The sequence below is a fragment of the Polaromonas sp. UC242_47 genome (assembly GCF_044452385.1).
GTDB lineage: Bacteria > Pseudomonadota > Gammaproteobacteria > Burkholderiales > Burkholderiaceae_C > Polaromonas.
In genome coordinates this window covers 1386781-1409436 of the sequence record NZ_JBIOAO010000001.1, presented here as the reverse complement: position 1 = coordinate 1409436, position 22656 = coordinate 1386781, and the positions used below count along the sequence as shown (strand labels likewise).

At 63.7% G+C, this 22656-nt stretch carries 26 protein-coding genes and 2 pseudogenes; 16 read left to right on the top strand and 12 right to left on the bottom strand.

From position 1 onward, the window contains the following. Window positions 1–10 precede the first annotated feature (10 nt). Complete coding sequence (locus ACHMXK_RS06940; RefSeq protein WP_397438870.1) at window positions 11–835, bottom strand: MBL fold metallo-hydrolase; 825 nt, start codon at window positions 833–835, stop codon at window positions 11–13. Between the two features lie 255 nt (window positions 836–1090). Here ACHMXK_RS06940 and ACHMXK_RS06935 point away from each other — a divergent pair, with 255 nt between their 5' ends. Continuing rightward, window positions 1091–1372: a TerB family tellurite resistance protein gene (locus ACHMXK_RS06935; protein WP_397438868.1), complete on the top strand. Its 282-nt coding sequence runs from the start codon at window positions 1091–1093 to the stop codon at window positions 1370–1372. Then, window positions 1309–1560 (top strand): TerB family tellurite resistance protein, encoded by a 252-nt coding sequence (locus ACHMXK_RS06930; RefSeq protein ID WP_397438866.1) that lies wholly within the window; start codon window positions 1309–1311, stop codon window positions 1558–1560. Before ACHMXK_RS06935 ends, ACHMXK_RS06930 begins: the two co-directional genes overlap by 64 nt. A gap of 21 nt (window positions 1561–1581) precedes the next feature. Here the strand turns inward: ACHMXK_RS06930 and ACHMXK_RS06925 are convergent, their stop codons facing one another. Next, the gene (locus ACHMXK_RS06925) at window positions 1582–2493 is read right to left on the bottom strand and encodes a LysR family transcriptional regulator (protein ID WP_397438864.1); all 912 of its coding nucleotides are present in this window, start codon (window positions 2491–2493) and stop codon (window positions 1582–1584) included. An 86-nt stretch (window positions 2494–2579) separates the two neighbouring features. On the opposite strand from ACHMXK_RS06925, the gene ACHMXK_RS06920 reads away from it, so the two are divergent. From ACHMXK_RS06920 to ACHMXK_RS06910, 3 genes and pseudogenes are all read left to right on the top strand, one after another. Then, entirely contained in the window at window positions 2580–3551 is a 972-nt protein-coding gene (locus ACHMXK_RS06920) for a Bug family tripartite tricarboxylate transporter substrate binding protein (protein WP_397438862.1), read from the top strand. Beyond that, window positions 3548–4786: a Rieske 2Fe-2S domain-containing protein gene (locus ACHMXK_RS06915; protein WP_397438860.1), complete on the top strand. Its 1239-nt coding sequence runs from the start codon at window positions 3548–3550 to the stop codon at window positions 4784–4786. The genes ACHMXK_RS06920 and ACHMXK_RS06915 overlap by 4 nt, the downstream gene beginning before the upstream one ends. A gap of 11 nt (window positions 4787–4797) precedes the next feature. Then, window positions 4798–5058: pseudogene (locus ACHMXK_RS06910) on the top strand (2Fe-2S iron-sulfur cluster-binding protein); the annotation flags it as partial. A gap of 37 nt (window positions 5059–5095) precedes the next feature. Here the strand turns inward: ACHMXK_RS06910 and ACHMXK_RS06905 are convergent. Next, entirely contained in the window at window positions 5096–5548 is a 453-nt protein-coding gene (locus ACHMXK_RS06905; protein WP_397438858.1) for an Rrf2 family transcriptional regulator, read from the bottom strand. Between the two features lie 588 nt (window positions 5549–6136). Further along, window positions 6137–8473, bottom strand: a complete 2337-nt coding sequence (locus tag ACHMXK_RS06900; protein WP_397438856.1) for a xanthine dehydrogenase family protein molybdopterin-binding subunit — start codon at window positions 8471–8473, stop codon at window positions 6137–6139. 127 nt (window positions 8474–8600) lie between these two features. Between ACHMXK_RS06900 and ACHMXK_RS06895 the strand changes: the two genes are divergently transcribed. After that, entirely contained in the window at window positions 8601–8858 is a 258-nt protein-coding gene (locus tag ACHMXK_RS06895; protein ID WP_397438854.1) for a hypothetical protein, read from the top strand. Window positions 8859–8955: 97 nt separating this feature from the next. Here the strand turns inward: ACHMXK_RS06895 and ACHMXK_RS06890 are convergent, their stop codons facing one another. Genes ACHMXK_RS06890 through ACHMXK_RS06880 form a run of 3 tightly spaced genes read right to left on the bottom strand, consistent with a single transcriptional unit; the run spans window position 8956 to window position 10672 of the window. After that, complete coding sequence (locus ACHMXK_RS06890; RefSeq protein ID WP_397438853.1) at window positions 8956–9351, bottom strand: c-type cytochrome; 396 nt, start codon at window positions 9349–9351, stop codon at window positions 8956–8958. Further along, on the bottom strand, window positions 9351–9923 hold the full coding sequence (locus ACHMXK_RS06885; protein WP_397438851.1) for a ferritin-like domain-containing protein: 573 nt from the start codon (window positions 9921–9923) through the stop codon (window positions 9351–9353). Before ACHMXK_RS06885 ends, ACHMXK_RS06890 begins: the two co-directional genes overlap by 1 nt. Window positions 9924–9961: 38 nt before the next feature. After that, window positions 9962–10672: an RNA polymerase sigma factor gene (locus tag ACHMXK_RS06880; protein ID WP_397438849.1), complete on the bottom strand. Its 711-nt coding sequence runs from the start codon at window positions 10670–10672 to the stop codon at window positions 9962–9964. Between the two features lie 314 nt (window positions 10673–10986). Between ACHMXK_RS06880 and ACHMXK_RS06875 the strand changes: the two genes are divergently transcribed. Then, window positions 10987–11355, top strand: coding sequence for a response regulator (locus ACHMXK_RS06875; protein WP_397438847.1), 369 nt, complete (start codon window positions 10987–10989; stop codon window positions 11353–11355). 33 nt (window positions 11356–11388) lie between these two features. On the opposite strand, the gene ylqF is transcribed toward ACHMXK_RS06875, so the two are convergent. Continuing rightward, window positions 11389–12339: a ribosome biogenesis GTPase YlqF gene (ylqF, locus tag ACHMXK_RS06870; protein WP_397438845.1), complete on the bottom strand. Its 951-nt coding sequence runs from the start codon at window positions 12337–12339 to the stop codon at window positions 11389–11391. A gap of 257 nt (window positions 12340–12596) precedes the next feature. On the opposite strand from ylqF, the gene ACHMXK_RS06865 reads away from it, so the two are divergent. Continuing rightward, window positions 12597–13097 carry a GNAT family N-acetyltransferase gene (locus ACHMXK_RS06865; protein ID WP_397438843.1) on the top strand — a complete coding sequence of 167 codons (501 nt, stop codon included), beginning with the start codon at window positions 12597–12599 and terminating at the stop codon, window positions 13095–13097. A gap of 472 nt (window positions 13098–13569) precedes the next feature. Next, window positions 13570–13890 (top strand): quaternary ammonium compound efflux SMR transporter SugE, encoded by a 321-nt coding sequence (sugE, locus tag ACHMXK_RS06860; RefSeq protein WP_397438841.1) that lies wholly within the window; start codon window positions 13570–13572, stop codon window positions 13888–13890. 57 nt (window positions 13891–13947) lie between these two features. Here the strand turns inward: sugE and ACHMXK_RS06855 are convergent, their stop codons facing one another. After that, entirely contained in the window at window positions 13948–14490 is a 543-nt protein-coding gene (locus ACHMXK_RS06855) for a GNAT family N-acetyltransferase (protein ID WP_397438839.1), read from the bottom strand. Window positions 14491–14498: 8 nt separating this feature from the next. Continuing rightward, the gene (locus ACHMXK_RS06850) at window positions 14499–14882 is read right to left on the bottom strand and encodes a DUF1801 domain-containing protein (protein ID WP_397438837.1); all 384 of its coding nucleotides are present in this window, start codon (window positions 14880–14882) and stop codon (window positions 14499–14501) included. Between the two features lie 85 nt (window positions 14883–14967). Between ACHMXK_RS06850 and ACHMXK_RS06845 the strand changes: the two genes are divergently transcribed. The 5 genes and pseudogenes from ACHMXK_RS06845 (at window position 14968) to ACHMXK_RS06825 (ending at window position 18746) form a co-directional block, all read left to right on the top strand. Next, a complete protein-coding gene (locus ACHMXK_RS06845; RefSeq protein WP_397438835.1) occupies window positions 14968–16188 on the top strand; it encodes a helix-turn-helix domain-containing protein in 1221 nt (406 codons plus the stop codon). Between the two features lie 46 nt (window positions 16189–16234). After that, window positions 16235–16917 (top strand): annotated as a pseudogene (locus ACHMXK_RS06840) (hypothetical protein). A gap of 20 nt (window positions 16918–16937) precedes the next feature. Then, window positions 16938–17729, top strand: coding sequence for a DUF899 domain-containing protein (locus tag ACHMXK_RS06835; RefSeq protein WP_397438833.1), 792 nt, complete (start codon window positions 16938–16940; stop codon window positions 17727–17729). Beyond that, complete coding sequence (locus tag ACHMXK_RS06830; protein WP_397438831.1) at window positions 17726–18142, top strand: GFA family protein; 417 nt, start codon at window positions 17726–17728, stop codon at window positions 18140–18142. Before ACHMXK_RS06835 ends, ACHMXK_RS06830 begins: the two co-directional genes overlap by 4 nt. A 28-nt stretch (window positions 18143–18170) precedes the next feature. Then, a complete protein-coding gene (locus ACHMXK_RS06825) occupies window positions 18171–18746 on the top strand; it encodes a hypothetical protein (protein WP_397438829.1) in 576 nt (191 codons plus the stop codon). Between the two features lie 214 nt (window positions 18747–18960). Here the strand turns inward: ACHMXK_RS06825 and gshA are convergent, their stop codons facing one another. Both gshA and ACHMXK_RS06815 read right to left on the bottom strand, forming a co-directional pair. Continuing rightward, on the bottom strand, window positions 18961–20535 hold the full coding sequence (gene gshA / locus ACHMXK_RS06820) for a glutamate--cysteine ligase (RefSeq protein WP_397438827.1): 1575 nt from the start codon (window positions 20533–20535) through the stop codon (window positions 18961–18963). Between the two features lie 246 nt (window positions 20536–20781). Beyond that, on the bottom strand, window positions 20782–21444 hold the full coding sequence (locus ACHMXK_RS06815) for an alpha/beta hydrolase (RefSeq protein ID WP_397438825.1): 663 nt from the start codon (window positions 21442–21444) through the stop codon (window positions 20782–20784). Between the two features lie 126 nt (window positions 21445–21570). Here ACHMXK_RS06815 and ACHMXK_RS06810 point away from each other — a divergent pair, with 126 nt between their 5' ends. Both ACHMXK_RS06810 and ACHMXK_RS06805 read left to right on the top strand, forming a co-directional pair. Then, window positions 21571–21801 (top strand): oxidoreductase-like domain-containing protein, encoded by a 231-nt coding sequence (locus ACHMXK_RS06810; protein WP_397438823.1) that lies wholly within the window; start codon window positions 21571–21573, stop codon window positions 21799–21801. A 102-nt stretch (window positions 21802–21903) separates the two neighbouring features. Continuing rightward, window positions 21904–22653, top strand: a complete 750-nt coding sequence (locus tag ACHMXK_RS06805) for a hypothetical protein (RefSeq protein ID WP_397438821.1) — start codon at window positions 21904–21906, stop codon at window positions 22651–22653. Window positions 22654–22656: the final 3 nt, after the last annotated feature.

Below are 22656 nucleotides of genomic sequence, written 5' to 3'. Positions count from 1 at the left end.
ATACGCGGCCTCAGGCAAGCGCGCCGAGCACCTGACAGTTTTCTCCAGCGGGCAAGGGATTGATTTTGTTCAGGGGCAACTGGTAGTTGTGCGCATCGAAGAGATCGACCCCACACGCCAGTGCTTCAACCCAGTCAAAAAATTGCCCTATCGCCGCACCAGTCATCGGCGCGCCGTGTTGCGGCACCAGCATCGCGATGTCGAGTTGGCGCGCCATGTTGGCCCACAGGCGCAGGATCTTGTTGGCCACCATGTAGCGCTTGTGAAAACCTTCCATGCGCGCGATGTGGTGTGTCAGGTCTGTCACCGGCAGCTGGGCCTGTTGGCCCGAGGTCATCGACACGCCGAGGTCGCCCGTGAACAGGATGCGGCTCACCGGGTCGTAAAAATGGAAGTTGCCTTCCGAATGCAGAAAGTGCGCAGGCAACACCCACAACTCGCTTTTGCCCAGCGGCAAGCGTCCGCCGCCGTCGGCCACAGGAATCAGGCGCTGGTCGGTTTTCCCCACCTTGGTGAAGTGCGGCACAAAGCGCTCCCACACGCGCGAGATCACCAGGCTGGCCGAGGTGGAGGTCAACCAGCGGTCCAGCGAGGCGATGATGTCGGGGTCGGCATGGGAGGCAATGATGTAAGACAGTTTCTGCGGACTGAAATGCCGCGACATGCCGAGAAACAATTCGTTGAAAGCCAGGTTGCCACCGGGATCGATGATGGCGCCGGTGCCGTTGTCGATGACCAAAAACTGATTGGCCTGCACGGCCTGCCCGTCTTCTTCAATCAGGTCGGTGAACATCAAGCAGGCATGGTCGGTATCTCGGTAAAGTTCAACAGGCATGGGCAATCTGGAAAAAAAGTGAAACCAAAACCGCGACTGTAAAAGTCCCAGCACACGGGCGTGTTGATACAAGTCAAACCGGCCGAAACCCCCAGGCCCTACGCCGCCTCCAGTCGCTACGTTTTCGATAGCTACTGGCGCTTATGGGGTAAGGGACATAGGCATATTTCATTCACAATTGGCGAGCGAGCCCGGAACCAATCACCCGAGCGCCAGCTCCATCACCAAGCGCCCACATCTCACAGGACAACACCCATGCTGCCAACCCTCAAAGACCTGTTTGACACCTTCACGGCGTCTGTCGGCAACCCCTCGTCGCGCGAACGTGAACACACGCTGCAACTGGCCACGGCCGTGTTGCTGGTCGAAGTCGTGCGCGCCGACCCGGATATTCGCCCGGCCGAAAAAAAGGCCGTACTTGCCACGCTGCGCACACGATTCGCGCTCGCCGACGACACGAGCTGGCCCGGCTGGTGGAACTGGCGCAGCAGACGGCTCAAACGGCCTACGACTACCACCGCTTCACCACCAGCCTGAACGAACACTTCACGCACGCACAGAAGATCCAGGTGGTTGAAAACATGTGGCAGGTGGCCTACGCCGACGCCCACCTGGATGCGCATGAAAACCACCTGATCAGCAAGATCGCCGGGCTGCTGCACCTGACACATGGCGAATATATCGCCGCCAAGTTGCGCGCCAAAGAAGCCAGCGACCCCGCCTGAGCGCGGCGGCATGTCTGGCCGCTAGCCCTGGCCCACGATTTCCAGAATCTGGCGTTTGAGCCAGTCAATGCCGGCGTCGGTGTTGGCTCTGGCATCCCAACACACCAGCAACTTGTAGCCCGGCAGCACAAAGGGCAGCGGCTGCGCCTGCAACTTGCCGGCATGGGCCTGCGCCACACGTGCACCTATCACCGCACCGTGGGTGCTGTGCTCCAGCAGGTTCACGATCTGGCCTATGCTGCTCACGGCGATCTGGGGCAGGCGCTGGCGGCCGCTTTTGGCCAGGGTCTCGTCGATCACGTCTTCCAGCGTCGAGGTACCGTAGCCCAGAAAAACCTGCGGCGTCGCGCAAAAACTGTCGAGTGTGAGCGGCTGGCCACTGTGTGGATGATCGTGGCGTGTGACGTAGACATAGTGGTCTTCGTACAGCGCCACATGTTCGATATCGCGCGGTGTGTGGATACGCGCCACCACGGCCAGGTCCAGTTCGCCCTTGCGCAAACGGTCGGCCAGCGGCCAGGTGCCGGGCGGCTCCCAGACCAGGCGGATGGCCGAGTTGCATGCGGCCAGCCGCTGGCTCAGCGCCAGCAGGATCAGTTGGCTGGCATGGTCTGAACCGGTGATGCGGAAGATTCTGGATGAGGTGGCGGGATCAAAAAGCAGGTCGGCCTCCAGCAGCGCCGCCACATCGGCCAGCACTTTTTCAATCGGCGCCGCCAGGGCCAACGCCCGCCCGGTGGGCACCACGCCATGCGCGGTACGGGTAAACAGCGGGTCGGCAAAGGTTTCGCGCAAGCGGTTCAATGAGGCGCTCACGGCGGGCTGACTCAAAAACAGGCGGGCCGCGGCGCGCGAGACACTGCGCTCGCGCATCAGCGCGTCAAAGGTGCGCAACATGCCCAGCTCCAGGCCGCGGATATCACGCGGGTTCATATCTCATATCCAAACATTCGAATTGCCTTGAACACCGCAGGTATTGCATCATCGTTTGCGTTAAAACAAAAACAGGAGACAAGCTCATGGGGCAGAACCGAAGAACTTTCGTCGCCGGCCTGGCGGCCCTGGCCGGCGCGCCGTTGCTGGCACAAACGCCGACCTTCCCCAGCCGGGTCATACGCATTGTGCCTTTTGGCACGGCGGGCGGCCCCATCGACACGCTGGCGCGGGTCTATGCCGACAAGCTGCAACAGCGCTGGGGCCAGGCGGTCATCATCGACGCCAAGCCCGGTGCCAGCGGCATCATCGCGGCCGACTTTGTGGCCAAGGCACCGCCCGACGGCCACACGGTGATGTTCACCCTGCCGCTGTCGCATGTGAACAGCGCCATCCTGATGCCCAAGCTGCCTTACGACCCGGTGAAGGATTTCACCCCGTTGTCCATGCTGGCCACCGGCGGCCCCATGCTGGTGGCGCGCAGCAATGCGCCTTACAACAACCTCAAGGAGTTTGTCGAATTTGCTAGAAAGCAGAAAGTCATGAATTACGGCACCTGGGGCAACGGTTCCGCCGCCCACCTGTTCGGCGAACTGCTCAAACGCCAGAGCGGCGCCAACCTGACCCATGTCGCCTACAAGTCCGAAGCCGCCGCGCACAACGACTTGTTTGGCGAGGCCCTGGACTTTGCCTGGTCCAACCCGTCCACCGCACGCGCCCAGGTGCAAGGCGGCAAGATGAAGGTGCTGGGCATTGCCGGTACGCGCCGCGTGTCCACCCTGCCGAATGTGCCCACTTTCGCCGAGCAGGGCTTCCAGGGTTTCGACGTCGACAGCTGGATAGGTGTGTATGCCCCCGCGAAATTGCCGGCCGCGATCCAGGACGCCTGGGTCACGGCACTGCGCGAGATCACCGCCATGCCCGATGTGCAGGCGCGCCTGACCGGTTACGGCTTCGAGCCCCTGGGCAACACGCCGGCGCAGTTCATGGAAGTGTTCAAGGCCGACTTTCCACGCGTGAGCGAGCTGATCAAGTCGGCCGGCGTCACCTTGCAATGAACAAAAAGGCACCCGCCAGCATGACCGACATCGCCTCCCCAACACCAGCACGTGTGATCCCCATCGCCCTCGACACAGGCACGGCTTACGGCCGTCCGCCACCGACTTCCAAAAAGGAGCTGACCGAAGTCGGCCCCGGCACCCCCATGGGCGAGCTGCTGCGTCGCTACTGGCACCCGGTGGGCCTCACGGCCGATGCCAGCGACACACCGCGCCAGGTGCGCGTACTCGGTGAAGACCTGATCCTGTTTCGCGACAAGACCGGCCGGCCTGGCCTGGTGCATCCAAACTGCGCGCATCGCGGCGCCTCGCTGTATTACGGCAAGGTGGAAGAAGGCGGCATACGCTGCTGTTACCACGGCTGGTTGTTCGACGTCGAAGGCCATTGTGTGGAGCAACCTTGCGAGCCGGACGGCGGCCGCGCCAAGGGCAAGGTGCGCCAGCCCTGGTACCCGGTGCAGGAGCTGTATGGCCTGGTCTGGACCTACATGGGTCCGCCGGAGAAAAAACCGGTGCTGCCGCGTTACGACTGCCTGGAGACCCTGGACGAAGGCGAGTTTCTCGAAAGCAATGACAACAGCATAGGTGGCGGCGGCCCGCAGATCATTCCCTGCAACTGGCTGCAACATTACGAAAACCTAGTCGACCCCTTCCACGTCGTTATCCTGCATTCCTCCTTCAGTGGCACACAGTTCGTCGAACAGATGGCCTTGATGCCCGAGGTGAGCTGGGACCTGGCCGAACAAAGCGTGCGCACCGTCTCTCTGCGCAAGTTGCCGGATGGCAAGACCTTGCGCCGCATCAGCGAAGCCGGCCTGCCGACGCTGCGGGTGATCCCCAGCCCGCGCATTGGCCGTTACGGCCGGGTCGAGTCCCTGGGCTGGATTTTGCCTATCGATGACCACAGCTTCCGCATCTATGTGGTCGGGCGTGTCCGCGAGGCAGGCGAGCTGGCCAAGATGCGCTCGCGCCTGGGCGGCAAGTTGTGGGAAGAGCTGACCGAAGAAGAACACCAGCGCTTCCCCGGCGACTACGAAGCCATGACCAGCCAGGGCCTCATCGCCCGACATTCGGAGGAACACCTCGCCACCAGCGACCGTGGCATTGTGATGCTGCGCCGCCTGCTGCAGAAACAGCTGGACGCCGTCAAGAATGGCCAGGACCCGGCCGGCGTGAACTTCGATCCCGAGGCGCCGCCTGTGTTTTTCTCCGCCGGCAACTTTCTGGAAGCGTGATGACGCCCGATTTCGAGGTCCGACTGGCCCGCTCGGGCCGGGTCATCACGGTGGCCAAGGAGCAGTCGGTGCTGGATGCGCTGCGCGAGGCCGGCGTGGCCATCGCCACCTCATGCGAACAAGGCGTCTGCGGCACCTGCCTGACCCGCGTGCTGGTCGGTGAGCCGGAGCACTGGGATCTCTACCTCAGCGTCGAGGAGCAAGAGGCCAACGACCAGTTTCTGCCCTGCTGTTCGCGCTCCAAAAGTGCCCTGCTGGTGCTGGACCTCTGAGCGGACCTTTTCCCCAGTCCTGCGTTGGTCAGGACGGTCAAGCGCTCTTCAAACAGCTTGCCGCCCCCGGGCCAAGCCGGCCCTGCGATTCGGCCAAATCCTGGAGCGACACCGACGCCAGAAATTCAACCATGGTGCGTTCAAGGTCTGCGTGCCAGTCGCTCGCGATGCGCTGACCCCGAGGATGGCCAGCGCCCACCGATGAGATCACAGCACGGGGGTCATGTCGACCCGGCTCGTCAACCGCCAGCACAATGTCGGCCATGTTGATGTCAACCGCGTCGCGTGCCAGGCTGTAGCCGCCGCCCGGCCCGCGTGCACTGCGCACCAGACCCTGGCGACGCAGCCGCCCGAACAGCAACTCGAGATAGGAGAGTGAGATTTTTTGTCGTGCACTGATGTTGACCAGTGCCACCGGCTTGTGGTCGATGCGGAGAGCCAGTTCCAGCATGGCGATGACGGCCACGCGGCCTTTGGTAGCGATTTGCATGGCGTACTTTCAGCGGTTGATTTCAGATGGAGGAGCCCCGGGACGCAGAACGTCAACATCGCCAACATGCATCACCATGGCGTGCTTGTCGCCCTGGCGCTCACGCCAGGCCGCAGAGATGGCGCTGGCCGTGTCGGGATCGCAGAAGAGCAGCACTAGACAAATGTTGGCGTACGACGTCCAGGTCGCGGAACAAGCCTCAACGATAGCGAGACAACAGGTTTAAAAAAAGCAGCTTATTAAGGAAAAACAGTTCTGAAAAACATGTTTATTAGCCCGCACTTCAGCACCCGGACTCTTGGCTGATTTTGGGTTTTCGCCAAAGAAGGCGGCCTGGCGCGCACGGCCCAAGGCCTGGACATGGCCGTGCAAACCACGAACACGCAGCTTCACGCATCAGTTTGAGCGGGCTGGGCGCCTGCTACCCGGACATCGGTGCCGTGAGGATGGCGGCATACGCGGCCGCCCAGTCACAGGTCTGGCCCAGCGCATGATTCGGGGAACAACCCTGCGACTTAAAACACCCCGGAAACCGTCATCCCGCAGCCCTGTGCATCAGCCGAAGTAGCGCGAATGATGGCGTCGGCCTCAAGCCTGCAGCAAGTGCCAAAGCCGTGACGGCGACAGCGGCATCTGCAACTGGCTGGCCTGTACTGCCAGGCCGTTGCGCGCCAGCGCGTCGGCCACGGCATTCACCACCGTGGGCCCGGCGCCTATGGTGCCGAGTTCGCCCACCCCTTTGACACCCAGCGGGTTGTTCAGGCAAGGCGTGGAGGGATCCATTTCGGTCCTGAACGGTGGCGCGTCGTCAGCACGTGGCGCGGCGTAGTCCATCAGGCTACCGGTCACGGGCTGGCCGGTGTCGCGGTCGTAGACCAGGTGTTCACACAGCGCTTGGCCTATACCCTGCACGGCGCCGCCATCGAGCTGGCCACGCACAATCATCGGGTTCACGACGCGCCCCACGTCGTTGACGGAGGCATACGCCACCACTGCCACATGGCCGGTCTGCGGGTCAACTTCCACCTCGCTGATGTGGCAGCCATTGGGCCAGGACGGCCCGGCGACAGCGGTAGTCGAGTCCATGAAAATATGTTGTTCCGGCTGGCGTGCCGCCAGCGCAAACAGATCGATGGACAGGTCGGTGCCCGCCACCTGGAAGCGGCCATCGCTATAGCTGATGTCTTGTTCGGCGGCTTCGAATTCCTTCGCGGCCAAATGCCTGGCCTTGTCGATGGTGCGTTCGGCACCTATACGCACGGCCGAGCCGCCCGTGAACAAGGAGCGTGAACCGGCGCTGCCAAAACCATCACCACGGTCGGTGTCGCCCAACACGATACGCACCTGGTTCATGGGCACACCAAACGTATCCACCACCAGTTGCGCCAGCGAGGTTGCAATACCCTGCCCCATGGCGTTGACGGCCGAAAAAACTTCGATCACGCCGTTGGCCAGCACATCCACCGTCACCCGTTCCTCCAACGCATTGCCGCCTGTCCACTCCAGAAAAGTGGCAATGCCCAGGCCGCGCAGCAGGCCGCGTTGTTTGGATGCCGCCGCACGCGCTTCAAACCCCGGCCAGTCGGCCAGCACCAGCGCCTGGTCCATCACTGCTTCGAAACGCCCGCTGTCATAGACCTGGCCCATCGGGTTGGTGTAAGGCATTTGCGCAGGCTGGATAAAGTTGCGGCGGCGCAGTTCAAGGCGATCGATGCCGGTCTGGCGCGCGGCTTCGTCCATCAGCCGCTCCATGGTGAAGATGGCTTCGGGCCGGCCCGCGCCGCGGTAGGCGCTGGTGGGCGCGGTGTTGGTCAGCACGGTCCGGAAATGAAAATCAACGGTCTGGATGTCGTACACGCTGGTCTGCACCCAGGGGCCGATCAGCAGCTGGATCGCCACGCCCGCGCCGGTGGCATACGCGCCCACATTGGCCAGCGAGGCCAGGCGCAGCGCCAGGATTTTGCCGTGTTCGTCCAGCGCCAGTTCGGCCTGGCTTTGCAAGTCGCGGCCATGGGTGCTGGAGACAAATTCTTCGCTGCGCTCGGCCACCCATTTCACCGGGCGTTGCAAGGCGCGGGCGCAAAAAGCCACAACCACGTCTTCCGGGTAGACGCCGGTTTTCATGCCAAAACCGCCGCCCACGTCACCGACCACCACACGCACCGCTTCTTTGGCCAGGCCCAGGGCGTCGCACACCGAGTTGCGTACGCCCGAGGGCATTTGCGTGCTCATGCGGATGGTCAGGCGCTGCGATGCGCTGTCAAACGTGGCCAGCACCGAACGCGGCTCCAGACTCAGTGCCGCCAGCCGCTGGTTGACGATGTCCAGCTTGACGATGTGGCGCGCACCGGCAAAGGCGGCGGCTGTAGCGGCCGCATCGCCATAACGCGTTTCCGCGGCGATGTTGTCCGGCGCTTCGGGGCACAAGACCGGGGCCCCGGCCGCCAGCGCGTCATTGACATCCACCACCATGGGCAACTCCTCATAGTCGACGCTGATGGCTTCCGCCGCATCGCGGGCTTGTTGCATTGTTTCAGCCACCACGGCGGCAACCGGCTCGCCGACAAAACGCACACGTTCATGGGCCAGCGCGTGCCGCGGCGGTGACGCACTGGGCGAACCGTCGGCGCGTTTGAAACCGATGGAGCCGGCAATCGGCAACACGCCGGCGGCCACCAGCTCGGCGCCGGTAACCACCTGCAACACACCCGGCATGGTCCGCGCCGCCGCGCTGTCCAGCGCCACGATACGTGCATGCGGATAAGGCGAACGCAGAAAAAACAGATGGGTCTGGCCCGGCAGGCTCACATCGTCGGTGAAACGGCCGGCGCCGGCCAGCAAGGCATCGTCTTCGAGGCGGCGCACCGCTTGTCCGCTGCCGAAACGGGCGGCGGGGGTCTGGGAATCTGGGCTGGAAGTGGTCAAGAAATACCCCTTGGTGGCGACCTCGCCGGCAGCCCGCCGGGAGGCGCGGGCCGGGCAAGGACAAGAAACCACTATACGGGCAAGCCTGAATCGCTGCAGGGCGGCGCATTTGGCAGACAATCAGGCCATGCCCCTACCTTCTCCCCCTACCCGCCGGCACAGCAACAAGGCCAACAACGAACTTTTGTTCAAAGGTGTCCTGTGCGCCCTGATCGGGCTGGCCGTGTTGATCGGCCCTTATTTCATCAGCTCCCCGGGCATGCAGGGCATTGTGGCCAGCGCCTCGCTGGTCGGCTGGTTTGCGCTGGTGCTGGGCGCCGCGTTTATCGGCGTCTACCTGCGGCGCCGGCTCGCCGGAAAAAGTGGCCCTTCGGGTCCGCTGTAAGACTACCAATTTAATAGCTGCCTGCGCCCGTCCCACCTGGGCTAGAGGCCAATTTCATGCTTAAAAAGCGCCGCGGCACGAGGCGCGGCACTTTTGGCTACTTGCAGGGTGCGTCGCCGTTGGCCGCCTTCAGGTAGGCGATCAGGTCGCCCCGCTCCTTGGCATCGGGCACACCGTCGTAAGTCATGCTGGTGCCTGGCACCACCGCCATGGGTTTGGCCAGAAACCGGCTCAGCGTTTTTTCGTCCCATACCAGGTCCGACTTTTTCATCGCCGCGGAGTAGGCAAACCCCGGCACACTGCCGGCACGCCGGCCCAGCAGGCCGCAATGCCGGGGGCCAACCCGGTCGCTGGCCAGCGCATGGCAGGCGGCGCAGCGTGCATACAGCTGCTCGCCGCGTACCACCTCGGGCGCGGCGGCCAGCGCCGGAGCGACTGCGGCGGCGGCACACAGCGCCAGCCAAGCCGCCAGCCCGCCAGAACGGCGCGGCATCACGCCATGAAGGCCGAGGGCACCGGCACCTCGCCGATGGCCTGGCGCAAAACGGCCCAGTGCATGGCTTCGTCGCCCAGGATGCTGGCGGCGGCCTTGGACAGGTCGCGGTTGTCAAACAGGGGCACGGCGCCCAGGTAGGCGCTGACCGCGCCCTGCTCCAGCTTGGCGGCGAACTTGAGCACGTCCAGCTCCGCCTTCAGTTGGTCCACCGGAAAGTCGTATTTGCTTTTGGCGATGACGGCCTTGCCGCCCAGCTTTTCCACCGTGCTTGACAGCAGCGTCACGTGTTGTTTGTGGTGGCCCTGGAAGGTCAGGGCCAGGTCCAGCACCGGTTTGCTGAGCAGTTTGCTTTCAGCGCCCAGCTGGTAGGCGGCAATGGCTTCCAGTTCGGCCGCGATCGCGGTGTTGAGAATCTGGATGTCACCGGCTTTGGAGCCGCCGGCCTTGGCGGCCAGCACCTCCTGGCCGGCCAGCAGCGCAACCGCCGCCCCCGACAACACCAGACCGCCCGTGCGGCCAAGAAACACGCGCCTTGCGGCGACAGGGGTGGGCATCAACAAGAAGGACATGGCAATCTCCGGTTAAACAAACACGTGGGACGAAAGTGTCAGGAGCGGTCTGGGCCGCGCTCCCGAGCGATGTTTGCCAGCACACCTTCGACGATGGCGTCGCAGCGCGCGCCGGCAAATGAAAACGCATCACCGAGCCCCAGGTCGATGTCGCGTGACAAACCTTCGCGCAACAGGCCGCGGGCACGAAAAAAGCGGCTGCGCACCGTCGCTTCGGGGATGTTCAGCACCAGCGCGACTTCTTCCACGCTGAGTTCTTCGACACCGCGCAACATGAAAACCGTGCGAAAAGCATCGGGCAAGGTGTCGATACGGGCTTCGATCTGCTGGCGCACCTGCGCCCGCATAGCCGCGCGTTCCGGCTGTTCGTCGGGGTTGGCTGGCATGGTCATCTCCGCGGTTTCTCCCTCTGCATCCATAGCCGCGTGTAGCGGCATCACCAGCGCACCGCCGCGCCGCAGCCGCCCCAGCGCCTCGTTCACCACAATCCGCACCAGCCAGGTCGACAGCCGGGCGTCGGCCCGAAAACCGGCCAGGGCACGCCAGGCGTGTAGATAGGCTTCCTGCAACACGTCCTGGGTTTCATCGTCGTTTTTAAGGATGCTGCGGGCGGTGCGAAACAGCAGGCGGTTGTGGCGCCGCATGATTTGGGCAAACGCCAGCTCGTTGCCCGCCGCGGCCAGGGCCACCAGCTCGGTGTCCGTGTGGCCGTCCAGCGCGCGGGATGGGAGGGGGTTGAGGTTTTTCATGGTGTTCTGTCCATTAGATGGCGCAACATACGCCGCCGTTCCGGCTTTTTCAAGCCGGCTTGTTTGAGCCAGACGGGCCAGCACCGGTCGCTCTGCTTTTAATAGCTGCTGGCGTCCGTCCTGCAAGGGCCGAGGGGCTATTTGATTGAAACCACCGGCACGGGAACGCCCAGAAGGCGCCGTCCTACACAGGTGTACAGCAATCCCCTGCGGCAACGCCTTTGCGGCAGCGGGACACTGGTGGCGTGAACCCACTAACTACCGTCGGCAGTCCCTGGCAAGAACCTGCCCCTTCTCTGAAAGCTGGGTACCTGATGCCGTCAAAGGCCTACATCGTCGAAGACAACGCTTTGATCCGGGACAACCTGGTCGAGACTTTGACGGAACTCGCCGGCATCCAGACCATCGGTTATGCAGCCACCGAAGCGGATGCCTGCGTCTGGCTGGCAGAACACCCGCAGGACTGGCAGTTGTTGATCGTGGACCTGTTTTTGCTGCAGGGCAGCGGGCTGGGTGTGCTGAAAAATTGCGGCCGCCACGCCGGCCGGCAACGGGTGATTGTCTTGTCCAACTACGCCACCGCCGACATCCGCACGCGCTGCCTGGCATTGGGTGCCGATGCTGTTTTCGACAAGTCCACGGAGCTGGACATTTTTCTGGACTATTGCGCCCAGGTGCATTGAGGGCAACGGCCCGGGCGCATCCAGGACAAACGCTTACTCGGCGGGGGGCCGGGGGATTTTCTTGAACTTGATCAGGCGGTTGGTCTCGATCTTGTCTTTTTTGATCTGCCGCTCGGCGTCCAGCTTTTTCCCGGCCGCCAGCCAGCCGGCAAACTCGTCCGGGGTTTCCAGCGTAATACGACCCAAGGTCGAGCCGCGAAACTCATAAATCACAATTTCAGCGGCCTTTTGCAAGTTGATACGGCCCTTGCCCAGCACGGCACCGCGTTTGCGGCCGATTTCTTCCAGCAGTTGTTCGTCGGTGATACCGGGCGTGACCGTCACCTTGTAACGCGCCTCCAGCAGGGCCGGGTAATCTTTGATCAGGTAGTCCAACAGCTCCAGCGCGACTTCTTCTTCGTTGAAGGCATTGCGGCCAATCGCGCCGCTGGCGGCCAAGTTGTAACCGCTTTTGGCGACGATGATGCGCGGCCACAACATGCCCGGCGTGTCCCACAAATAAAAGCCGTCGGCCAGCACAATCCGCTGCTCGATCTTGGTGATGCCGGCTTCATCGCCGGTCTTGGTCGCACGTTTGCCGGTCAGGGTGTTGATGAGGGTCGATTTGCCGACGTTGGGAATGCCGCAGATCAACACCCGCATGGGTTTGACCATGCTGCCGCGTGTGGGCGCCAGGGTGTGGCAGGCCTCGATCAGGCGCCGCGCGGGCGTGGTTTCACTCGCGTCCAGCGCAATCGCGCGCGTGGCGGGCAGGCTGTTGTAGTGGTCCAGCCAGAGCGGCGTGCGTGTCGGGTCGGCCAGATCCTGCTTGTTCAGCACCTTGAGCGCGGGTTTGCCGCTGGTGAGTTCGGCCAGCATGGGGTTGGCGCTGGAGCCGGGCAGACGTGCGTCGAGCAGCTCGATCACCACATCAATTTCCTTGATGCGCTCGCTGATGGCTTTTTTGGTCAGGTGCATGTGACCGGGAAACCATTGGATGGCCATCGGGGTGTTCTTTCTTGGTTGGGCGCCTGGATGGCGGCGGAAAAGCGGGCAGGCCAACGGGCGGTGGATGTACGCGCCTGCAAGTTGACCCCCCGATTATCGACGCCCTGCCGAAAACCCGGAAAATCCGGGCTGAAGCTGACATACAGGCTGGCGTGGCGCGATCAGGTTTGGCTATTGGCAGCGGTCAGATGTCATCTCCCGCGCTGGCTGCAAGAGAATTGCGACACAAGCATGCACACACCAGGAAGAAAGACATGACAAACCCACAGCCCGCCATTGGCGAAGCCACCGAAACCGACCTGGACGGCATCCTGGCACCGCAGGCCGCGAACCAGGTAGCACGCGGCGGCACGCTGTCGGCGGAACTGCCGCGCGCCCGCATCGAAGCCATGATGGGTGACATGCCGCTGGTGGTGGCGCGCGGGGAACAAGGCGTGCTGGGTTTTCTCATGAGCACCACGCGGGCCATGAATGCCGACTTCCCCATCATCCGCGCCATGTTCGCCGCCTACCCCGGCTCGGCCGACGCCTATGTCTACGGCCCGATTTGTGTCGCCGCCTCGGAACGCGGCAAAGGCCTGGCGCAGGCCTTGTTTCAGGAACTGCGCCGCCTGCAACCCGGCCGCGAAGGCATTCTGTTTATCCGCCGCGACAACGAAGCGTCCATCCGTGCCCACCTGCGCATGGGTATGCGCGAGGTGGCAGGCTTTGAAATGAACGGCGTTGCGTTTTCCGTCATGTCCTTTATCGGCTAAGCCCAAACCGGCATGGCCCCAGGCTTGGGCCGCAAGGTGACAGGCGCCCATCCCAGCCGGTACCGGGCGACGGGGCTTGAGGCCGCTGGGTCAGTTGCCCCGGGCAGACCGGGGCTGATTGATTCGCTACAAAATCAATAGCTGCTTGCGATCACGTGATATGGGCTAGAGGCCGATTTTTCCTATAAACCTGGCCTCCAGGCCATTTGGGCGGCTTGCCGGCACAGCCAGCTGTTCCGGCGCCCATGGTGCGCAGCTTGCATGCCGGCCAAGCGCTGGGGGTCAGGTGACTGGCGCCCATCCCAGCCGCTACAGACCTGCGCGGACATGTGCGCCGCCGTAAAACCGGCCATCGCCGATAGAATCGGTCTTCTCCTTCGCACGTGGACGTTCGCTCCGCGTCGACGCACGGGACGACCCTGCGTATCCCACTCCGCTCAAGGACGACCTTGAGATCGTTTGAGGAAACTCCATGAACTGGTTCATTCTTTTTGTCGCTGGCCTGTTTGAAATCGGCTGGGCGATTGGTTTGAAATACACAGAAGGCTTTACCCGCTTCTGGCCGTCCGTCGGCACCGCCGCGTCCATGGTGGTCAGCGTGGTGCTTCTCGGCCTCGCCATGAAGACACTACCCGTCGGCACCGCCTATGCGGTGTGGGTGGGCATAGGCGCAGTGGGCACGGCCATACTCGGCATCGTGCTGCTGGGCGACGCGGCCAACACCGGGCGCATCGTCAGCTTGGTACTGATCGTCGCTGGCGTGATTGGCCTGAAACTCGCGACCCCGGGGTGATCTGAGCTAGGAGCCAATTTTTTCTGGAGGCACCGCGAGGTGCCTCTGCGCCTGCCACTACGGCCGGCACGCCGCGTAGATAAAGCAGTCACGCGGCTGGTCGGAGATGTTCGGAAGAACCGTGTGGCGGGCAAGCCGGCCTTCCAGCAGGAAACCACTTTTCTCCAGCACCCGGGCGGAGGAGCGATTGTCAACATTACAGGTCGCTTCAACGCGAAAAATCCCTGCTTGACCCAGCGCGTAGGTAGTCAAGGCCTGTATCGCCTCGACCATCAGCCCCTGGCCCCAGTGGTTGCGCGCGAGCAAGTAACCGATGTTCACGATGTGCCCGCGGGGACATGCCTCGAGCATGCCGATGAACTGTCCGTCTTCCTTCATGCTGAGGATGTAGGAGAAGGCCGAACCAGCCTTCCATTGCGCGATGCAGCGACTGACAAAATCGCGCGTTTCCTCCAAAGACGTATGTGGCCGCCAGACCATGTAGCGGGCCACATCCGCATCCTTCGTGTACGCAGCGAACAGGCACTCGGCGTCAGCGGCCTCGGGCGGGCGTAGCCGCAGACGGTCCGTCTCCATAAAACCGGGAAATGTCAGAGGCATGTTAGGACCTATACGTTGTTCAGCGCTGCAGCGGCGCGTATCAGTGTCTTGAAGGCCGCCTCATCAATGTCATCACCTTCATGCAGATCAATCGCGCGTCTGACCTTGCCTTCCAGGCTGGCGTTGAACAGGCCTGCAGGGTCCTTGAGCGCAGCGCCCTTGGGGAAAGTCAGCTTCACCGCATTTTTGTAGGCCTCGCCGGTGCAGAGGATGCCGTTGTGCGACCAGACCGGAACACGCCACTTCCACTCCTCGACCACTTCGGGGACAGCCTGCTTGATCAGCACGCGGACATGGGCCAGCGTCTTGCCCCGCCAGTCGTCCAGGGCCTGGATCCTCGCGTCGATCAGCAGAGAAGGCGATTCGCCCTGGCTTGTTTCGCGTTTTGCCATAACCATCCTCGAATGTTCGGTCCTGACCCCATTCTGCCGGAGCCCCCATGGGGCCACCTCAGCGGGGTGGTGTAGCCTCAGGGGCATGGACTCCCTGATCGCCGCCTCTGCACGTGCGCTTGCCGCCGGCGATGCGCTGGGCGCCCTCAAGCGGGTCGCCTTGCGTGACGACCCGCCGGCACTGGCCTTGCGCGGCATCGCCATGGCCCAACTTGGCGAACACCCGCGCGCGCGCGAACTGCTGCGGCGTGCGGCCCGTGGTTTCGGTGCCCATGAGGAAGTGGCACGCGCACGCTGTGTCGTTGCCGAGGCCGAGGTGGCGTTGGCCGTGCGTGATCTCGGTAGCTCGCCGCGCGTGCTGGCGGCGGCCCTGGCCACGCTCGAAGCGCATGCCGATCACGCCAACGTGTTGCAGGCACGGCTCATCGCAGCGCGCAGGTTTTTGCTGCTGGGCCGCCTGGACGACGCCGAGGCAGCACTGGCACAAATCGATGCACGTGGCCTGCCACCTTCGCTGGCGGCGGTGGCCGAACTGAGCGCGGCGGAACTGGCGCTGCGTTCACTGCGCATCACCCCGGCGCGGGCGGCACTCGCCCATGCACACGCGGCGGCGGAGCGCGCGCAGGTGCCGGCGTTGCTGGCCGAGGTGGCGGAGGCGCGGGCCGCGCTGGATCGCCCCGCCGCCCGGCGCCTGGTCGCCGGTGGTGAGCAAATGCTGCGCCTGGATGAGGTCGCCACCCTCCTGGCCTCGGATGCACTGGTGGTCGACGCCTGCCGCCGGGGCTTAAGTGCCGGTGGCGCGTGGCGGACGCTGGCGCGCCGGCCCATGTTGTTCTCGCTGGCGCGTTTGCTGGCTGAAGGATGGCCGGGCGATGTGAGCCGCGAAACCTTGATTGAATCGGCCTTTCGCACCAGGCGCCCTGACGAAACGCACAGGGCACGCCTGAGGGTAGAAATCGGCCGACTGCGTGCGCTGGTCAGACCCCTCGCGACCATCGAAGCCACTGAACGGGGCTTTGTTCTCAAACCACTCGGCGAGCGCGACGTCACCGTGCTGGTGCCGCCCATAGACGGCGATCAGGCCTCGCTGCTGGCGCTGCTCTCGGATGGCGCGGCCTGGTCGACCTCGGCCCTGGCGCTGGCGCTGGGCGCCAGTCAGCGCACCGTGCAGCGCGCGCTCGCCGAACTGGAAGCCGAGGGGCGGGTGCGCGCCATCGGTCAGGCCCGGGCGCGTCGCTGGCTGGCGCCGCCACTGAGCGGATTCACGACGATTTTGTTACTCCCCGCTGCGCTGCCGATTGAGTAGAGTTGTCTCCAGGCGCCGATCCGCGGTGCGTCACCAGGAGCCAACCATGAACAGCAAGACAAACAGCAAAGACCAACTTCAGGCCACCGTGCGTGCGGCCGAGATCGTGCGTGAATACGGCCCCTTCGCCGGCGCCAACAGCGTGGGCGGGGTGACCCACGACGGCCAGCGCGTCTGGGCCGCCACCGGCGCCCATCTGATCGCCTTCGACCCCGGGAGCGGCGAGACCACGCGTACGCTGGACCGTGCTGCCGATGCCGGCACCGCCTTCGACGGCACGCACCTGTATCAGATCGCCGAACAGCGCATCGACAAGATCGATCCCGTCACCGGCCAGGTGCTGGCGTCTATCCCGGCGCCCGGCCATGGGAGCGACTCGGGCCTGACCTGGGCCGAGGGCAGCCTGTGGGTGGGCCAGTACCGCGATCGCAAAATCCACCAGATCAATCCAGCCACCGGCGCCGTCATTCGCAGCATCGAGTCCAACCGTTTCGTCACCGGTGTGACCTGGGTCGACGGCGAGTTGTGGCACGGCACCTGGGAAGGGGACGAGAGCGACATTCGTCACATTGACCCCCAAAGCGGCGCGGTGCTGGAGCGGCTGGAGATGCCGCGCGGCATTGGTGTCAGCGGGCTGGAGTCCGACGGGGCCGACCTTTTTATGCCGGTGGCGGAGAAAGCGGGAAAGTCCGCGCCATACGCCGTCCGAAAAAAAACGCCGGAATTTGAAGGCACACAAGGAGCACATCATGAACACAGGCATTGTTGAAACAAGCACAAAAAACCATCCCGTCGTGTCAAAGGAGCGATGGATGGCCGAGCGCAAGGCGCTGCTGGCGCGCGAAAAAGAGCTGACGCGATTGCGCGACCAGATCGCACTCGAACGACGCGCCCTGCCCTGGACACGCGTCGGGACAGACTACAGCTTCGATACACCCGAGGGCAGACGCACGCTCGCCGATCTTTTTGACGGCCGCAGCCAACTGCTGGTGCAACATTTCATGCTCGGCCCCGACTGGGAGCAAGGTTGTCCGAGCTGCTCCTTCATGGCCGACCACAGCGACGGCATGAATAGGCACCTGCCCCATCGCGACATCACCTTGCTGGCCATTTCGCGCGCACCGCTGGCGGAGATCGAGCGCTTTCGCAGTCGCATGGGCTGGCAGTTCAAATGGGTTTCGTCGTTTGGCAACAACTTCAACTACGACTTTCGCGTCAGCTTCACGCCAGAAGAAAAGGCCAGTGGCGAGCTCGTCTATAACTTCGGAACGCAGCCCTTCCAGGGAGAGGAAGCACCCGGCATCAGCGTGTTCTACAAGGATGATGCGGGCGAGGTCTTCCACACCTACTCGACCTACGGGCGTGGGGTGGAGGTCATGATGGGCGCCTACCACTTGATAGACCTCACGCCCAAGGGCCGCGACGAGGAACAGCTGGCCTACGGCATGGCCTGGGTGCGCCACCATGACCGCTACGAGCCCGCGCCGCTGGCGCATGCGGTACCCGCTCTCAGTTCTTGCTGCTCGGGAGAACAGGCATGAGCAAGCCTTACACCGGCGGATGCGCCTGCGGCGCAATCCGGTATGAAATTTCCGGCGAACCCATGGTCTCGGGCGACTGCCAGTGCCGCGACTGCCAGCGCAAGAGTGGCACCGGGCACGGTTCCTACCTGACCTTCCCTAGCAGGGAGCGCGTGCAACTCAAGGGCGAGGCAACACATTGGGATATCGTCAGCGATACCGGCAACGTGAAGACTCGCGCCTTCTGCCCGACCTGCGGGTCACCGATCTACCTGACGTTTGCGGCCATGCCTGATCTTTTTACCGTGCATGCTGCCAGCCTGGACGACCCAGGCCGATACAAGCCGCAACTGGTGACATATACCGTGCGCGGCCACGCCTGGGACCAGCTCGATCCGGGGCTGCCGAAATTCGAAAAAATGCCGCCGACGTGAACGCGGCTGTCATCAAACCCCCTCGAACATGGAAAGCCTTTGGCCCTGGCTGGCGATCGCAGGGGTCGGCGCCCTGCACGGACTGAACCCTGCCACCGGCTGGCTGTTGGCCGCCGCCTGGGGGCTGCAGTCGCACGATCGGTCGCTGGCGTTGCGAGCCCTGGGGCCGATCGCTGTCGGGCACGCCGCATCGGTCGCACTTGTGGCCGCCGCGGTGATCTTCGGCCTGGCGATGGATCGCTTGCTGCTGCAAGCCCTGGCCGGTGCTCTGTTTGTCGTCGTCGCGGTGCTTCACCTGTGGCGCCGTACACCCAAGGCGGCACGTGCGCCGGCTGGGCATGCCGGGCTGGCGCTCTGGTCTTTCATGATGGCCACGGCGCACGGCGCCGGATTGATGCTGGTGCCGGCGCTGATCCCGCTGTGTATGAGCGATACGCCGGCGCGCGAGATCAGCACCTCCGGCTCGCTGCTGCTGGCGCTCGCGGCCATGGGTGTTCACACGGCGGCGATGCTGGCGGTGTCCGGCGTGGTCGCCACCGGGGTTTGCCGCGGTGCCGGCTGGTTTCAAAGCCTGAGGCAAAAGTCACCTACAGCGCCGCGTTGAAGCTGATGCGTGGCGGGTCGAAAAAATCAAGCCAAGGCTGCCACCAGCCACCAAGGTGCAGCCCACATCAAGGGCTGACCACGGCAGATCGACTTTTCGCTACGGTATTCATAGCTGACTACGCAGGTGAAAAAAGGGCTACAGCCCTTTTTATCTTAAGAAAATGAAGCGCGCCAATGCTGGTGCCTTCTTCCCCTCAAAAGCAAGGCCCCACTCAGACCTGCGCTGGTTCGCCGACAGCCAGCTCCAGCCGCGCGGCCGACACATATTGCTCGCGGTAGATTTCAAACGGCATGGTGTCGCCGGCTTCTATCTTTTTCTGCTCGGCGATGGACGTTTGCGATAAGGCGACATAACGTGCCTGCTGCTCGTCACTGAAAGGCAGGGCAAGCAAGCTCGCCTGCGTCTGCAGCGCCTGGGCGCGCACAAAACGGATGAAGGAATTATCAAAGTCCTTGGCCATGGCCGCCAGCACACGGGCCGACGGTGTGGTATCGGGCTGGGCCAGGCGCTCGGCGGCGCTTTGCAAGGCATCACGGTAATCGCTGCCGCCTTGCGCTGCGTCCAGCGCATCGGCGATGGGGCGGCATTGTGCGATCACGTCGGCGCCCCAAGCCGTCAGCAACACTTCCTGGCCGCCGCGCTTGAGCGTGAGGCCGGGCTCGCGGCCGCGTGCGGCGGTGTGGTGCTGGTTGAACTTGAGCTCGGCGATTTCTTCGGGCGTGTCGGGCGGGCTGTCGGCCAGCAGGCAATGCAGCAAAAACACATCCAGGAAACGCATGGTTTGTGCGGTGATGCCCACGGGCTCGAACGGGTCCAGGTCCATCAGACGGACCTCGACATATTCCACCCCACGTTCACGCAAGGCATGCAGGGGGCGCTCGCCCGGGAAGATCACACGTTTGGGCCGGATGGTGCCGTAAAACTCGTTTTCAATCTGCAGCAAGGTGGTGGCAAGCTGGTTGTAGTCACCGCCCGGGTTGCGAATGCCGACGGCTTCGTAAGCCGGGTAAGGCCGGGTCAAGGCGTCCTGCAACGAGGCGCCGTAACCTTCCAGACTGTTGTAACTGACGGCCAGCGAGGCCTGGGCATCACTCTGGTAACCGAGCCGGCCCATACGCAGCGAAGTGCCGTGCGGCATGTACATGGTGCTGCCGTTGAGCGGCTGCAACTCATGCTGGCGGCCGGCCACAAAACTCGAACACACCGCTGGCGAGGCGCCAAACAGATACAGCAGCAAAAACGCCTGACGGCGGAAATTGCGGATCAGCGCAAAGTACTGTTCGTTCGTGACCCCGGGCAAGGACCAGTTGTAGTGGATGCCCGAAATCGTCTGCATGCGCCGGCCATAACGGTGGGAGAGGCCCATGCGGTAGACACTTTTGGCACGCCCGACATTGGACGAACCAAAACGCGCGATCGGGATGGTTTCATCCGTCGGCAGATCACACGGCATGCTGGAGACCCACAACATTTCGTTGCCTATCTCTTGCATGGACCGGTAGGTGAACTGGTGAATCTGCGTGAGTTCTTCCAGCGTGCTGGCCACTTCCTTGTGGGCGCCTGTGACCAGTTCTATCTGTGACTCGCTGAAATCGGTGGTGATGCTGGGGTGGGTCAGGGCCGAGCCCAAGGCCGCCGGGTGTGGTGTCAAGGCCAGACCGCCGCCGGGCTGGGCGCGCAGGCTTTCTTTTTCAATGCCGCGGCGCATGCCTTTCAGCCTGGCAGGGTCTAGCGCCCGGAGGCGGTCACCCAAAAGCGCGTCTCGGCGCGCATGCAAGCTGTTCATAGTAGGTTGTCCCTCTTCTTTGTCTTTCGTGGCGTGCAAGGTATCACAGGCCGGTCTTGCTTGCAGGCGGCGCTAGCGGCCCCAGGCCGGGTGCCTGCCGGCTGCACTGCGCACATTTTTTGGGCGACGCCGAATCGCTCTGTTTTTTATAGCTGCTGGCGCCCACAGCTCCTGGGCTGGCGCCCTGTTTCTCTCTAAAAATCGGGATCAAACGCGGTTTCCAGGCCTGGAAACCGCGTGAAGACCCTACGCCAGCACGCGCAGCAGCCAGGCGTTTATATCGGCGACTTCTTCCTGGCACAAGGAGTGCTCCATGGGGTAGTCGTGCCACTCCACCGGGTAACCCAGCGCGCTCAAGGCATCGCGGGTGGCGGTGGCTGCGATCAGCGGCACCACGCCGTCACGCCGGCCATGGGCCAGGAAAATCGGCAGGCCCTGGCTGGCCGGGCTGCGTTCGGCCGCCAGCTTGTCGGCCAGCGGCAAATAACCGGACAGGCCCATGATGCCGGCCAGGCGCTCGGGGTAACGCAGGCCGGTCATCAGCGACATGGCGCAGCCTTGCGAAAAACCGGCAATCACAATCCGGCTGGCGGGGATACCACGCGTGATTTCACGCGCGATCAGGGAGTTGATGGCGGCCTGGGTCTGGCGCAGGCCGGCTTCGTCCTGGCGCTGCGTCAGGTCGGCGCCCAGGATGTCGTACCAGGCGGGCATCTGGTAGCCGCCGTTGATGGTGACCGGAATCACGGGCGCATTGGGAAACACAAAACGCACCGGCCCGACGGCCGACAGGTCCAGCTCCTGGGCCAGGGGCACAAAGTCCCGGCCATCGGCGCCCAGGCCATGCATCAGCAAGACCGTGGCGGTCGGGTTGGCGGCGGTTTCAACTTCAATGACTTCGAGGGACATGGTGTGGGCAAAAAAAGTAATAACTAGCGCCGGATTGTGCCTGCGGCGGCCCGGCTTTTTCAGGCGCCGGGGTTTGCTAACATGCCCGGTCCCTGTTTTTAGAGACGCCCCGCCCTCCGCCCATTCATGTCAGCCTGCCCCGCACCTCCTTCAGCCCGCGACGCGGCCCTGGCGATGTTTGCGACCTTGCGTGCGCGCGCCGGGGCCCAGGGCGTGGTGCTGCGTGCGCCACCGCCCGAGCCCACCGCTTGCTGCGGCCGGGGCTGCAACGGCTGCGTCTGGGAAGCTTATTACGCCGCTGTGGCTTACTGGCAGCAAGAGGCCCTGGACAAGCTGCACAAGCCCGCTGCAGCTTGACTTGGCCGCACACTTGCACGACCATCCTTCCCATAACAGCAACCATGCTGGCGGACGCGTCCTGATCGCCGGTGTGCCACAAGGCAAGGGATGACTCCGACCATGAAACAAGCGATCCGCCGACTGTTCGGCCTGAAAAACAAGGGTGGCGCGGACTCGCCGTCGACCATCGCGCATCACTCCGTCCGGGGCACGCCTGCGGGCCACCGGGACAGCCAGCACACGATTGAAGAGCACTCCGACAACGGCACGCGCCGCCAGTTGGTGCAGATGTTGCTGCGCGACGGCCTGCGCCAGCACGGCATTCCGCCAGGCTGGGTGGAATACCGGATGCTGCTGGTCAACAGCCGCAGCCGCGGCCCGGGCATGTACCTGAACCTGATCATGCGCCACTGGGACCAGCGTCTGCTGACTTATGCCCACGCCTTCCAGGAGCAGCTCAAATCCGCCATCACCCAGTTCGAGCCGAATGCCGCCAACTGGCTGCACGGCATCTCCTGGGAGCTGGATGTCGGCAGCACCTGCCCAGCCCCTTACCACGACATGCCGGCCCCGTCGGTGTGGCAGCAGGCGGCTGCGCCTGCGGTGGCCGCACCCGTGCCCGCACCGGCCCCGGTGGTGGCGCCTGCCGCGGTGGCCGCTGTTGCGCCCGTGGCAGCCGTCGCCGCAGCGGCCGTGAGCGCCGGCAGCGATACCGACGCCGAGGTCTTGCAGGACCTGCAGCGCATGTTTGCCATCCGTGACGCCGATATCGAACAACAAACCGCCGCCGGCGTCGCGCCCCCCGATTTTCAGGACACCGAACCGGCCCGGCCCGTGTTTCTGGACACCGAACCCATGCGGCGTGCGTAGAAA

Excerpts from the sequence above, each read along its gene's own strand:
- ACHMXK_RS06940 (WP_397438870.1), bottom strand. The coding sequence starts at position 835 with ATGCCTGTTGAACTTTACCGAGATACCGACCATGCCTGCTTGATGTTC.
- ACHMXK_RS06935 (WP_397438868.1), top strand. The coding sequence starts at position 1,091 with ATGCTGCCAACCCTCAAAGACCTGTTTGACACCTTCACGGCGTCTGTC.
- ACHMXK_RS06925 (WP_397438864.1), bottom strand. The coding sequence starts at position 2,493 with ATGAACCCGCGTGATATCCGCGGCCTGGAGCTGGGCATGTTGCGCACC.
- ACHMXK_RS06920 (WP_397438862.1), top strand. The coding sequence starts at position 2,580 with ATGGGGCAGAACCGAAGAACTTTCGTCGCCGGCCTGGCGGCCCTGGCC.
- ACHMXK_RS06915 (WP_397438860.1), top strand. The coding sequence starts at position 3,548 with ATGAACAAAAAGGCACCCGCCAGCATGACCGACATCGCCTCCCCAACA.
- ACHMXK_RS06905 (WP_397438858.1), bottom strand. The coding sequence starts at position 5,548 with ATGCAAATCGCTACCAAAGGCCGCGTGGCCGTCATCGCCATGCTGGAA.
- ACHMXK_RS06895 (WP_397438854.1), top strand. The coding sequence starts at position 8,601 with ATGCCCCTACCTTCTCCCCCTACCCGCCGGCACAGCAACAAGGCCAAC.
- ACHMXK_RS06890 (WP_397438853.1), bottom strand. The coding sequence starts at position 9,351 with ATGCCGCGCCGTTCTGGCGGGCTGGCGGCTTGGCTGGCGCTGTGTGCC.
- ACHMXK_RS06885 (WP_397438851.1), bottom strand. The coding sequence starts at position 9,923 with ATGTCCTTCTTGTTGATGCCCACCCCTGTCGCCGCAAGGCGCGTGTTT.
- ACHMXK_RS06880 (WP_397438849.1), bottom strand. The coding sequence starts at position 10,672 with ATGAAAAACCTCAACCCCCTCCCATCCCGCGCGCTGGACGGCCACACG.
- ACHMXK_RS06875 (WP_397438847.1), top strand. The coding sequence starts at position 10,987 with ATGCCGTCAAAGGCCTACATCGTCGAAGACAACGCTTTGATCCGGGAC.
- ylqF (WP_397438845.1), bottom strand. The coding sequence starts at position 12,339 with ATGGCCATCCAATGGTTTCCCGGTCACATGCACCTGACCAAAAAAGCC.
- ACHMXK_RS06865 (WP_397438843.1), top strand. The coding sequence starts at position 12,597 with ATGACAAACCCACAGCCCGCCATTGGCGAAGCCACCGAAACCGACCTG.
- sugE (WP_397438841.1), top strand. The coding sequence starts at position 13,570 with ATGAACTGGTTCATTCTTTTTGTCGCTGGCCTGTTTGAAATCGGCTGG.
- ACHMXK_RS06855 (WP_397438839.1), bottom strand. The coding sequence starts at position 14,490 with ATGCCTCTGACATTTCCCGGTTTTATGGAGACGGACCGTCTGCGGCTA.
- ACHMXK_RS06850 (WP_397438837.1), bottom strand. The coding sequence starts at position 14,882 with ATGGCAAAACGCGAAACAAGCCAGGGCGAATCGCCTTCTCTGCTGATC.
- ACHMXK_RS06845 (WP_397438835.1), top strand. The coding sequence starts at position 14,968 with ATGGACTCCCTGATCGCCGCCTCTGCACGTGCGCTTGCCGCCGGCGAT.
- ACHMXK_RS06835 (WP_397438833.1), top strand. The coding sequence starts at position 16,938 with ATGAACACAGGCATTGTTGAAACAAGCACAAAAAACCATCCCGTCGTG.
- ACHMXK_RS06830 (WP_397438831.1), top strand. The coding sequence starts at position 17,726 with ATGAGCAAGCCTTACACCGGCGGATGCGCCTGCGGCGCAATCCGGTAT.
- ACHMXK_RS06825 (WP_397438829.1), top strand. The coding sequence starts at position 18,171 with ATGGAAAGCCTTTGGCCCTGGCTGGCGATCGCAGGGGTCGGCGCCCTG.
- gshA (WP_397438827.1), bottom strand. The coding sequence starts at position 20,535 with ATGAACAGCTTGCATGCGCGCCGAGACGCGCTTTTGGGTGACCGCCTC.
- ACHMXK_RS06815 (WP_397438825.1), bottom strand. The coding sequence starts at position 21,444 with ATGTCCCTCGAAGTCATTGAAGTTGAAACCGCCGCCAACCCGACCGCC.
- ACHMXK_RS06810 (WP_397438823.1), top strand. The coding sequence starts at position 21,571 with ATGTCAGCCTGCCCCGCACCTCCTTCAGCCCGCGACGCGGCCCTGGCG.
- ACHMXK_RS06805 (WP_397438821.1), top strand. The coding sequence starts at position 21,904 with ATGAAACAAGCGATCCGCCGACTGTTCGGCCTGAAAAACAAGGGTGGC.